At 58.9% G+C, this 12114-nt stretch carries 9 protein-coding genes; 6 read left to right on the forward strand and 3 right to left on the reverse strand.

Features of this window, described 5'->3' with window-relative positions:
* Positions 1-32: 32 nt before the first annotated feature.
* Positions 33-509: a hypothetical protein gene (locus tag F812_RS22435; protein ID WP_020084624.1), complete on the reverse strand. Its 477-nt coding sequence runs from the start codon at positions 507-509 to the stop codon at positions 33-35.
* A 490-nt stretch (positions 510-999) separates the two neighbouring features.
* Here F812_RS22435 and F812_RS22440 point away from each other — a divergent pair, with 490 nt between their 5' ends.
* From F812_RS22440 to F812_RS0103780, 4 genes are all read left to right on the forward strand, one after another.
* Positions 1000-1731: a LuxR family transcriptional regulator gene (locus tag F812_RS22440; protein ID WP_198011126.1), complete on the forward strand. Its 732-nt coding sequence runs from the start codon at positions 1000-1002 to the stop codon at positions 1729-1731.
* A gap of 108 nt (positions 1732-1839) precedes the next feature.
* Positions 1840-2472, forward strand: coding sequence for an acyl-homoserine-lactone synthase (locus F812_RS0103770; protein WP_020084626.1), 633 nt, complete (start codon positions 1840-1842; stop codon positions 2470-2472).
* A 6-nt stretch (positions 2473-2478) separates the two neighbouring features.
* Positions 2479-4116 (forward strand): AMP-binding protein, encoded by a 1638-nt coding sequence (locus F812_RS0103775; protein ID WP_020084627.1) that lies wholly within the window; start codon positions 2479-2481, stop codon positions 4114-4116.
* Entirely contained in the window at positions 4106-4366 is a 261-nt protein-coding gene (locus F812_RS0103780) for a hypothetical protein (RefSeq protein WP_020084628.1), read from the forward strand. The genes F812_RS0103775 and F812_RS0103780 overlap by 11 nt, the downstream gene beginning before the upstream one ends.
* Here F812_RS0103780 and F812_RS0103785 read toward each other — a convergent pair.
* Positions 4360-4794: a helix-turn-helix domain-containing protein gene (locus F812_RS0103785; protein WP_020084629.1), complete on the reverse strand. Its 435-nt coding sequence runs from the start codon at positions 4792-4794 to the stop codon at positions 4360-4362. The two genes, F812_RS0103780 and F812_RS0103785, sit on opposite strands and share 7 nt — an antisense overlap.
* Positions 4795-5977: 1183 nt before the next feature.
* Here F812_RS0103785 and F812_RS0103805 point away from each other — a divergent pair.
* A complete protein-coding gene (locus F812_RS0103805; protein WP_156827207.1) occupies positions 5978-10420 on the forward strand; it encodes a beta strand repeat-containing protein in 4443 nt (1480 codons plus the stop codon).
* A 76-nt stretch (positions 10421-10496) separates the two neighbouring features.
* Positions 10497-10808, forward strand: coding sequence for an H-NS histone family protein (locus tag F812_RS0103810; RefSeq protein WP_040497910.1), 312 nt, complete (start codon positions 10497-10499; stop codon positions 10806-10808).
* 219 nt (positions 10809-11027) lie between these two features.
* Here F812_RS0103810 and F812_RS0103815 read toward each other — a convergent pair whose 3' ends face one another.
* Entirely contained in the window at positions 11028-11591 is a 564-nt protein-coding gene (locus F812_RS0103815; RefSeq protein ID WP_020084634.1) for a hypothetical protein, read from the reverse strand.
* Positions 11592-12114 lie beyond the last annotated feature (523 nt).

The following is a 12114-nucleotide window of genomic DNA, read 5'->3' on the forward strand; positions in this document are numbered from 1 at the left end:
GCAGCGGGCCCCGATGATTTGGTTTTGCAGGATTAGCGCCTGGCTTTGTTGGAGCCTGACTTGCCGGTGAAGGGGTTCTTGTTGCCCCGGGTGCTCCAGTTGTCGGTTTCGGTGCGGTTCGCGGCCGACCTCTTGTGTGGGGCGATGTAGGTCCCGTCGCGCCGGTAATAGCCCTGCACGCTGATATAGTCCTTGCTCGGCTCTGTTGCTCGGAGGCTTGTGCCGGGCGGAACGGCCGCACGGTTGGACAGGTCCGAATGGGTCACCGGCCCAGAGGAAGCGGGCGAGCTGGCGAGGATTCCTTCTTCGGAGGTGCGGCGTTTGGATTCCCATTCAAGGGTGTCCAGGCGTTCCTGCTCGGCAAAGTAGGCGCGCGCCACCACCTCGGTGATGGGCTGGCCCCGCTCATCCACATAGTGGTACGTTATGTCCTGCGGAGCTGGCGGGAACAGCTTTGCGGCGCCGACGAAGGCGATCCCGGCGACCATGCAATAAGCGAAAAAGCGCATCAGACCAGCCCCGTAAATGCTTGAGCATGCCGCGGAGAGGTTCATTTGTGATTGGCTGGATTGTTAAAATTCTAGGCAGTGCCTGAGATGACGCACGTGTGCAAGCCTGCTGAAGAGGGGAGCGCCCGGTTACCACGGCGCGAAGCTGCTTTTCTGCTTGTGCGCCGGCGGGAAGGTCGTTCACGCTCAAGTTCCTGCGCACGCCGGCCACCTGTTCCAATGCCGGTGTCCGTGCCATCCCAGCCATGTTCATCGCCACGCCTCGCCGGACCGCTCTGATGCGCCCGTGGATCTGGGACCCGCACGCGAGACTGTCCGGTTCCGGAAAACAGCCCGTCTGATGCGGGAAGGCGAGACGTTGTCGCGCCAAGGTTTTGGGATCGATGTTCATGCCTTACCCGTTTGGGACTATGTGCTGAGGACCGTTAAGTCGGCTTGTCGTCCGGCTGAGCCCAAGGTACCAATATTACCTGGAGTACTGGGGCTCGCGATGTCGGGTATCGAGCGGCGCACTTTTGACATTGTTGACCAGTTGCAGGCAGCCAGTGACTGTGACGAGGTTTATTCGCTTCTTGGCGTTGCGCTTAGCGAATTCGGCTTCACAAATTTTCTTATCACCGAGATGCCGCCGCCCGGCTCCGGCCTGCAGGCCTCGTTGATCCTCAATGGCTGGTCAAAAACCTGGTTTGATCGCTATATGGATCAGAATTTTTTTCTTCATGATCCCATGGCCGCCCATACAAGGTCTTCCACCCAGGCATTCTTCTGGGACGAAGTGCGCTGCCCTCATCCGAGCAAGGAAGCGAGACGCGTTATGAATGAGGCTGCAGAGTGCGGTCTTCGACGTGGCTTTTCCGTTCCCATCCTTGGCAGCACTGGGGAGCAAAGCTGCGTGACCATGGGCGGCGCGAAGCTCGACATCCCGCATCGCGGTAGGGAGGCGCTCCAGCTACTGTCGATCTTTGCGCATGGGAAAGCCCAATCGCTTCGGCCTCCGCCTGCGCCGGCTGCTGCGGGCAGGTATGAGGCCTTGACCGAGCGCGAGCGTGAAGTGCTCCTTTGGGTCGCGCGCGGCAAAACTGATTGGGAGATAGGTGAAATCCTCGCCATTTCCGAGCAAACGGCGAAGGCGCATCTTCGCAACAGCTTGAGGAAGCTAAACGCTGTAAGCCGTGCCCACGCGGTGGCCAACGCCATAAGCTGGCGGGCGATCTCCCTGTGACGGTTGGTTAGACAGAAAATCTGATCTTCGTCAACTCCTCGACCGAGGGATTCAAGACCCTACCCCTGACGTGGCGATCTTTCTCCGACGCAACTCGGAGAAGGATTCATGCTCCACGTGGTAACTGCGGACAACCGCCAGCGCTATCGAGAACAGGTCGAAGAAAGCTACCGCATACGACACCGGATCTATGTCCACGAGCGCGGGTGGCATGATCTGGCCCGCTTGGATGAGCGCGAAGTCGATCAGTTCGACAACGAAAATGCCATCTACCTGCTCGCGCTTGACGAGAAAATGCGCGTGCAGGGCGGATCAAGGCTGATCTCGTCACTCAAACCCCATCTCCTTGCCGACGTGTTTCCAGAGCTTGCCGGCGTCCGTCCCATTCCTCGAGCTCCGGACATCTACGAGTGGACGCGCTTCTATGTGGTGCCGGAGGCGCGTGAACCCCACGCCATCAGCAACGTCTCCTGCCAGATCATGTGCGGTGTTCAAGAGCTTTGCCTTGAATGCGGCATTTCTCAGCTTTCGATCGTGACGGAACCCCCTTGGATCACGCGCTTCTTGCGCCTCGGCTGGAACCCCCAGCCGCTTGGTCTTCCCATCGTGTGGAAGGGCATGGATGTCGTGGGCATCACGGTCGACATCTCAGAACACGCTCTGCGCCAAACGCGCAGGCTGCGGGACATTCGGGGAACCGTGCTCGCGACGAGTGTGGCCAATCAGAAACTCGCTGGGTGAGCAGCCATGTCAAAGCGTATTGATACGTTTGTCCGTGATCACATGCCAGATCAGTTTTCTTTGCCGGAGCGCCTTGAGGTGCCGGGGCATGCCTATCCGGCTCGCTTCAACGTCACCGAAATCCTGGTGGATGATTGGGTGGCGGCCGGGGAAGGGCATCGCCTCGCCTTGCGCTCACTCACGACGATGTGGACCTATGAGGAGCTACAATCGCGTGTTTCGCGCTACGCCACTGCCCTCGTGAAGCGGCTCGGTCTGGTTCCGGGAAACCGTGTTCTCCTGAGGGGGCGAAACAGTCCGGCGCTGGCCGCGCTGCATCTCGCGGTCATCCGGGCCGGCGGCATTGTCGTATCGACGATGCCGATGCTGCGGGCTGGCGAGCTGCAATCAATCATAAAGAAGGCGCAAATCTCGCATGCTGTCTGTGAGCGAGAGATGCTGCGTGAGCTTGATCGCTGCCGTCGCCCGTGTCCAACGTTGCGAAGTATTGCGACTTATTCTGTTCGCCCGGAGCAAGTCGCGCACGATGCATCTGACATCGATTTCCTCGCTCGCCTCGATAGCACTCCGGTTGTTCCGTTCCGGGCTTCTGCGGATAGCCCTTGCTTGATAGCGTTCACGTCCGGAACAACGGGCGTCCCCAAAGGTGCAGTCCACAGTCACCGCGATCTTCTCGCCATTTGCGATACCTTCTCCGCCAAAATTTTGAACCCAACACCGTTCGACACCTTCTGCGGCTCGCCACCGCTGGCCTTTACTTATGGACTTGGTGGGCTCCTCCTCTTTCCCTTGCGTGTCGGGGCGTCTGCCCTGCTCCTCGAGGATGGGCGGCCGGAGCAGCTTCTGGCGGCGATCGAGAAGTGCCGCCCGACGATTTGCTTCACGTCGGCCACTGCCTATCGGATGATGTTGCCAATTGTCGAACAATTCGACATCGGCGCGCTTCGCGCCTGTGTTTCCGCGGGCGAAACGCTTCCGAAGTCCACGTTTGACGCGTTCCGCAACGCGACGGGACAGCGGATCATCGACGGAATCGGCTCCACGGAGATGCTGCATATCTTTATCTCGGCAGCCGGCGATGACATCCGCCCGGGAGCGACAGGGAAGGTTGTTCCCGGGTTCGAGGCGACCGTGCTCGATGAAGCGGGAAACGAACTGCCCGATAACACCGTTGGATGGCTCGCCGTGCGTGGTCCCACCGGCTGCCGCTATCTCGATGATGCGCGACAGAGTGAGTATGTCCGCAACGGCTGGAACGTGACCGGAGACGCCTACTATCGCGATCCAGACGGATACTTCTGGTATCAAGGGAGGATGGACGATCTCATTGTGTCGTCCGGCTACAAGGTCGTTCCGACCGAGGTGGAAGCGGCATTGCTTTCTCATGCCGCGGTCGCGGAATGCGCGGTCATCGGCGTGCCGTGCGCAAGGCGGGGATATTCCGTCAAGGCCTTTGTTGTTCTCGCCGAAAGCGCCCAAGGATCAGTCGGGCTGGAAAGTGAACTCTGCAAGCATGCGAAGGCTGTGATCGCGCCCTACAAGGCGCCGCGAGAGATCACTTTCGTTCCGAGCTTGCCGAAGACCCCCACCGGAAAAGTGAAGCGCTTCGCGTTGCGCCAAATGGAGCCGTCTTATGCCCTATAAAGACAAGGATTTTGCTGAGCGGAACATGGCGGGCATGATGGACGAGGAAGCGTCCGGGTCCTCTCATGTGTCCCTAGAGAAGGATGCTAGCGCCCTCGCGCGGCTCTTGATCTATGCGACAGAAGAGTCGAGAGTTCTTGGCAGTGAAGACGCCGCGATGCTGATCGAGGAAGCTCTTGAGAGCCTAAAGGGACAGTTTGCGCTGAAGGACATGGACGTCCTTCCCTCGGAGACAAACCTCAGTCATTGATCTGCTTTTCGCGGCTCCGTGCAACACGCCGCGAGGGAGCGGATATGATCGACAATTGCACGTCGAATGCCTGCGTCAGTAATCTGTCCGAATGCGTTTACCATTGCTGCGACGTCGCGGTCGAAGATGAGATCAAGGGGAAGCGCGTTTTGTGAGCCGTGAGTGCCAGGATCCTGATCCGCATCGAAAAAGAACTGTGGCTTGACGTTGAGCGTGTCCGCGAACTGCTGGAGGCGGGAGGCGCTAATGCGGTTGACCCCCTTCTCGTATTTCTGGATCTGTTGGAACGTCAATCCGATCCTTTCCGCCAGGGCCTCCTGGCTTAACTCCCGTAAAAGGCGAAGGGCGCGCAGTCTTCTCCCGACGTGAAGATCGATGTTCGCAGGCTTTCGTGTGGGTGCTGTTGGCAGGTTCATGGGTGCAGACATAAAGAAATGATCCCAAAAGAAGGAAGTTATCCCCGTGTCTCAAAGGGCGACGATTATTGACGGGTCGCTTTGTGGGAGAGAACCATGCCTTTGGCTACGATATGGAAAGTGATTTATAGAGCCTTGGAAGGTCGAGCAGAGAGCGTAACAGCGCGGGAAGTTGACTTGCTTACGCTGTTCGCCCTGTCGCTCTTGGATGCTGATCGTATAGACTTGGACGCTTGGCTGCAATCGCGACCCGTCCTGCATGATGTCTTGTCCAGAAACGGCCTTATATTTCACGCGGTGAGGGGAGAGCAGTCGGAGGCCAACCAGGCCTGTGGATATTCCGCCTTCGCCAAGGCTTACCATTGACCGGTGTTCCGGGGCAGGTCGGCCCTTTCACGCAGCGCGAGCAATGGTGTGGGGTATGCGGACCATCCATCCCCGCCCATTGATAGGGTGTCCGATGTCCATGTTCGACAAATGGCATGACCGCGGTATGGTTGCGAGAGGGGTGGTAGGCGGCTCGAAGGCAATGATGTTCCCGTTGTCTCGACAGTGGTGGAACCGCCGTCAGGAGATGCGGCGTCTCTGGCGGGCAGACGCGCTTGCGTTGATCCAAAGTGACGAGCGAAACGCCTACTATTCGGCGCAGCGACTTGCCGCCCGCTCACGGGCTCTGGGGGATCGGCAGGAGTTCTATCACTGGGCGAAGGTGGCTGCGGAAGTTGCACGGCGCTCCAGTGTCGCCGAGATGGACCTTGCAGTTGTGGAGGCGGTAGCAGCGGAGGAACTGTCACGCAGACGGTAGACCGCCGCTTTCCCACGACTGGCCACCGCGAGCTCGTGAGCTGAACCCGTCTTCGAACCCACGGCCTCAGGCTGAAGCCGACGCGTTAAACTCCCCCCTGCGTCCCCTCACCAGGAAAGCCAAGGTTTCTTAGCGATTGCCGTGATCAATGCACCTATTGTTTCACGGTATCCGGCGATCCTCAACGCGGTCCGCTTATTGTGCTTCAGGTTTAGGTTTTCGGTTTCCTGACTTAAATCTAAAGGTCACTCCCTATGCGTAGGTTGTGTGCCGGACACATTCCCTGCCTAATAAATAGCGCGTCGTGCTGATGTATACGTGAACTGCGTGCACAGTGCGGCTGTGAACCGCCTTCTTCGCCGTGCTGTTGCCTGCGCCGTTTTGGCCTGCGTGAGCATTGGGGCCGAGGCCCAGGTCTGGGCGCCGGTTTCGCGCATTTCCAACACCCTCGGCAATGATGCCCGCCGTGTCTGCATCGGCGGCGGAGCGGACTTCGTGGGCTGCCCGTCAAACTCCCTCTACCTATCAACCGGCGGTCTAGTCGGCATCGGCACAACAAATCCCAATGCGGAGCTTGATGTCTACGGCACGATCAGCGCCACAAATATCCTCGTCAACGGCTCCCCGATCACCGGAACAGCCGACCGCATCACCTCGGGAACCACGCAAATCACCGCAAATCTCAACGGCCCAATCAGCTTCACCACCGCCGGCACCGAACGCATGGTCATTAATGCTTCCGGCAATGTTGGGATCGGGACGACAGCCCCCAGCACCACGCTGCATGTGTTTGGAGGTGGCGAGTTTGGTAGCCTGTCGTCTTCTGCGGATCGACAAATACGACTGACAACGGCAAGCTCCTATAAGGGGGCGGTGAAATTTCGTGAGGCAAGCGATTCCTATGGGTTCACCATTCAATATGATGGCACGAACGATCGGTTTGATGTTCTCAGGAATGACAACGACGCAACTGGTGTTGAGGCCCTTTCTATAAAGAGAACTTCCGGCAACGTCGGCATCGGGACGAAAGCCCCCAGCACCACGCTCACGGTTAGCGGCAGTCAGATCAATACCAGCTGGACTGCCATCAACATGAACCGCACTGCGGCTGCGCCCCTGGAAGTCAGCGGTACCATTTCCGCCACAGCATTTGTTGGCGATGGTTCGGGGCTGACGGGAGTGGTTGCCAGCAGCGGAGACCGTATTGTGTCTGGCACCAACAATGCCACCAGCATGGTGGCGGTCAGCCAATCCGGTTACATCAGCGTGACCCAGGCCGGTGCCAACAGCGCCTGGTTTGACCCGTACCGTGGTCTTGTGACGCTTGGTGTGAGTGCTACAGGGGCTGTCAGTGCGACGGCCGGGTATTTCAGTGGGAAAGTTGGGGCTGGAACTTCGGTTCCGACAGCGACCTTACAGGTCAGCGGCACGTTTGTGGTGTCGGTGACCGGGCAAACGACGACACCGAGTTTGGTGGTGAATGCGGATGGCAGCATCGGGATAGGGAACACCGGCAACGCGAGCTCTCGGGTTCAGATCAGCGAAGAGGTGACGGACGCAACCAGATTTACGCTGAACGTGGAGCCATCCTACAGGGCATCGGCCGACGGCATCTATTACAACATCGGCATTGCTTCCACACCGGCTGTTTTCATTGACCCAGGTGTGAGCAACAGCGGCTATGTCTATGGGAGCCGCAGCAATGTCCTCAGACGTCATGCCGGGGATGAAGGGCGGTTGGCGGCGCTTACCGGCCAGGTGATCCAGTTTGGCCACTATAACGGAACGGCAACCGGACGTATCACCGATGATGTCCGCGGCCTTTCCATCATCCCGTATGCCATGAACGGAACCATCGGAAACATGTACGGCATCTATATCAACAACCGCGCCACTGGGGGCACCATCACCGGCAATTACTTCGGCTTCTACCAGCAGGACGTGAATGCGAAGAACTATTTTGGCGGACGGGTCGGGTTGGGTGTCGGCAGCCCATTGGCGATGCTGGATGTTGCCGGAACCATTTCAGCATCAAACGCCATCCAGGTGGGTAGCAGCAGCCTGACCTGCGGCGCCCCGATAGCGGGGGCCATTCGCTACAACAGCGGCAGTCTGCAATACTGCAACGGTACTACGTGGACGACCCTGGGGGCTTCCGGTGGCGGCCAGGAAGACCGCATCATCTCCGGCACGACAACCATCATTGCCAGCGAGAACACCAGCTTGACCTTCACAGCCGCAGGCACACAGCGCCTTGTCATCGGCGCGGACGGCATTCCCGTTTTTGATGTTCCCGGTATGAATTCCACCGCGTCCGGCGGCGGGCTCACAATTCGACAGGCCGACGCAGCAAGATATGGTTCGGGGTTGTCGCTCAATGCGACGGCCGATAATGGCGGCATCTATTCGCTCATGTCGACGGGGGCCGGTGCTGGCGGCGGCGCAGGCAACTTCGGGATCTACCACAGCGGCTTTGGCTATCGCCTCTACATCACGTCGCCGACCGGTAATGTGGGGATTGGCCACAACATGCTCACTCCGAATGCCACGCTGCAAGTGAGCGGAAGTTTCATCGTATCTTCCACCCAGCAGGCTAGTGATGCGCCCGGTCTGTTTGTCGGCACCAACGGCAAGGTCGGGATTGGCACCGTTGGTGGGTCGGGTGCGCTTGAGGTTTCCGGCGGGGCCGTCGTTCTTGAGGGACCCTTTGATGGCAACAATCGGATCATCTTTAAGCCTTCGGGCAGCAGCGGGAACACGTGGGAGCTTTATCCTTCAACAGACAATATCGGTCTCTATGATCGAACAAACTCCGTCTACCGATGGCGCATGAGCAACGGCGGCAATCTTGGAATCGGTACCAACAACCCTCTCGCCAAGCTGGATGTGGCCGGAACGATTTCGGCGACTGATGCCATCCAAGTCGGCCCCAGCACCCTCAGCTGCGGCGCGGGCATTTTGGGCGCGCTCCGCTACAGCAGCACCAGCAACACCCTTCAGGTCTGCAACAGTTTGGGCTGGGTAAGCTTGGCCAGCGGCACTGTCTCGGCGGGCGGTACCAATGCGGCCTCAAGCACGGGTGCTATCCAGTTTAACGCTGCAAATACTCTCGCTGGGGATACCAGCAACTTCTTCTGGGACAATGCCAACAAGCGGCTTGGAATTGGGACATCCGCCCCAAGCTCTTCGCTGCACGTGAACGGTTCGGTGGAGGTTCCGGCAAATGGCGTGTTGCAGGCCTTCACTTCAAACCGCAGCACCTATGGTCGGATTGAACTTTACAACGGCAGCACCGGCAATATGACGATCTCGACGACGTTCACGGGTTCCGATCTTCTGCTGCTACCCCAAGACAAAGTTGGCGTTGGCACCAGCACCCCCGGTGCCAAGCTGGACGTTGCAGGAAACATCTCGGCGAGTGGCAGCGTTGATGTCGGCACGCAGGTCTTCGGGAACAGCAGTGACAGCGTGAGTGCACCGACCTACACCTGGACGGGCAATACCAATACCGGGATGTTTATGCCTGCGGCCAACACCATCGGCTTTACGGCGGGCGGCCAGGAGAGGATGCGCGTGTGGGGGGCCAACATCGGTATCGGCACGACGGCACCTTCAACCTCGCTCTACGTCAACGGCCAGATTGGGGGTGGCTTCGGAGCGGTGGTGACGAGCGGCGTAAAAGACTGGAACGACATCTCTAACGCTCGTTCGGGTAGCGGCTACACGCTCTTGCGGGGGACTGACGCGACGAATGCGCCTACGTCCGACAGCTACTACTTTCACCCATTTTCATTTGAGTATGGGACCAAGGACGGTAGCGGGCAGCTGACGCAGTTTGCCATTCCGTATGCTGTGGCCGGCTCTTTGGCGCAAGGCATGTACGTACGCGGCCGCTACAGTGGAACATGGACGGGATGGTATCAATTCCCCGTCATCGATCCAACGGGCAAGATGGGCATCAATACCAATGCACCAAAAGCGTCGCTGGATGTGGTGGGCACCATATCGGCGAGCGATGCGATCCAAGTTGGCACAAGCAGCCTTACGTGCGGCAGCGGCATCACCGGCGCCATACGTTACACCAGCGCGACGATGCAGGTATGTGATGGGTCAAGCTGGACGAACATCGGAGTTGGTATGCCTGCCGGAACGATTGCGGCGTTCGAGGCAACGTCCTGTCCTTCGGGCTGGTCCGAATACACGACTGCTCGTGGCCGCTTCCTGCGTGGCCGCGACAACGGGGCGGGCAACGACCCGGATGGCACGCGTGCCCCCGGCAACGTGCAGGCCGATGATCTGAAGAGCCACACCCACGAAGTGTATACGGATAACTCAACCGCTTATGTGGCCGGTGCGGGTGCTTACCGCGCGACGTCGGCAGGTGCGGCTGCTCCCGATGCGTCGGGTGCCACGGGCGGCACTGAAACACGTCCGAAGAACGTCACCGTCACCTTCTGCCGCTACAACGGCTATGCGAGCAGCGACATGACGGGTTGCCCGGCGGGGTTCACGCAGATTGCCGCACAGGGGCGCAGTCTCGGGTGCATGCAAACCGCTGAGGAGGCCTCCACCGTGGCATCCTGGAACGTCGCAGCCGACACTTGCTTCACGAAGTACGGCGGCCGCCTGCCACGCAGCCAGGAATGGTACATCGCCATGAACAACTACGCGCTCACCGGCGAGACAGGGAATTGGGAGTGGCTGGACGACTATGCGACAGTCACGTCGCCCTTTGATGGGCATGCCACCGTTGGCAGCACGTCAATTAGCGACTTCAGCTACGAACGGGACAACAACACGACAGTCGCCTACCGCTGCTTCATTCAGAATTAGCTCTCATTCGGCGTGCTCATTTGCTTTATGGCAGCGGGGCATATAAAAAAACGCCCTTTCATGCATGGAGTTTCAGATGGCCCGACTGACCGGACTCGAGAAGATGAGCTACGCCGAGCTTCTGGAGGCGAGGGAGCTGATTGAGGCGGCGCTTACCGAGAGAAAGGCATCGGAGGCCCGTGAAACCAAGGCCAAGATGCGCGAATTGGCGGAGCAGGCAGGCTTCTCGCTGGAAGAGCTGTTCGGCGGCCGAGGCAAGAAGCCGGTTGTCGTCAAGTTCCGGAACCCTAAGAATGCTGAGGAGACCTGGACGGGGCGCGGCCGCAAGCCGAACTGGCTGGTGATGGCGATCAAGAAGGGTGCGAAGCTGGAATCCTTTGGGGTGTGATGGCAAGCGGCGGAGTTGCAATCATCCCGCCCGGTTTCACGGCATGGCCTGCAGCATTTTTGCGAGACCGCACCATCCTGTCATTCCTGACACGATCAATGCCAGGTCCAGTGCCCCTGGGATTAGAAACGCATTGGGACTCACGGTGAAGCTTGCGGCGATGAAGCCCGATGCTCATGACAACGAATGGCCCCGAAGGGCCATGTCGTGTGAGGCTTCTTAGTAGGTTTCCAGTTCGCAGCAGTGGAAGGTGCCGCTCCAGGATTTGGAGCTGGTTGCGATGACGCCTCCGGTGACGCCCACGAGCACCCTGTTGCTCGGGCACATGCGTTGGGAACCTCGTACTACGCTGATGTCGCTACAGCTACTGCTCTTGACGCGTATACGGATTGCGGCTGGGGTTTGATTTTCCAGCGCAGCGAGGCGGTTGTCCTGCGCGTTGTTCTTTGTGGTCGCGGTGTTGATGGCATTGGTCTGGGCCGCGTTGGTGCTCTCGATCCCCAGCAGGCGGTTTTCGAGCGGGGTATTCCAGTCCGCGGGTTGTTTGGTGGTGACGGCCGCCATTTTGGTTTCGAGTACGCCAAGGCGTGCAAGAATGTCGTCTATAGTGTCCTTGAGGTTGTTAAAGGCGGCGGTGAGCGCGGCCGAGGTTGACTCGAGGCGCTGGTCAAGCCCGCTGTTGAGTTTGCGGATATCGTTGTGTGAGGTAACCTCCAATGCCGTGGCACTGGTGGCTGTACACAGCAGCGCCCCGGTTAAAACGAAAACAGTCATGATACGCATGGGTTTCTCTCCTTTGTGGACTCTTATGGAGAGGGTCAACAGCTGTCCTGACAGGTGTCTGGAATGGAAGGGTGGCGCGATAATTGTTCAGTGATAAGAAGAAGTCCGCAAACTGGTCTAGGGGATGGGATCCAAGGTGAGCGGATATGAGAAGGAGCCTGACTATGGTGGGCCTGATCCATCGTGGCGGGAGGGTGTGATTCTGGCGCTGGTCGTATTTGGGGTGACCGGTGCTCTGGTGTGGCTGACTGTGTAAACGATCACGCGATGTCTTGCGGCGCGGAACAACAGCAGGATTTGGCCTGGTTGTGAGCAATAGCTTCCGGTCGGCACGGAGGGAGCGGAGTAGCGCTCAAGCCCGACGGTGACGAAGCTTTAAGCATCAGAATGAAATTCCCAAAATGAGCCACGCGTAACGTCTTCTGAAAGGCGCTGATTAAGCGGAAATGCGCGCCTTTCACCTAGTCTCGTTGGCAATAAGTGGCGCCAAAATCAAAAACCGGCGCCCGTTCAACAGAGACGG

This window comes from Hyphomicrobium zavarzinii ATCC 27496, assembly GCF_000383415.1.
GTDB lineage: Bacteria > Pseudomonadota > Alphaproteobacteria > Rhizobiales > Hyphomicrobiaceae > Hyphomicrobium_C > Hyphomicrobium_C zavarzinii.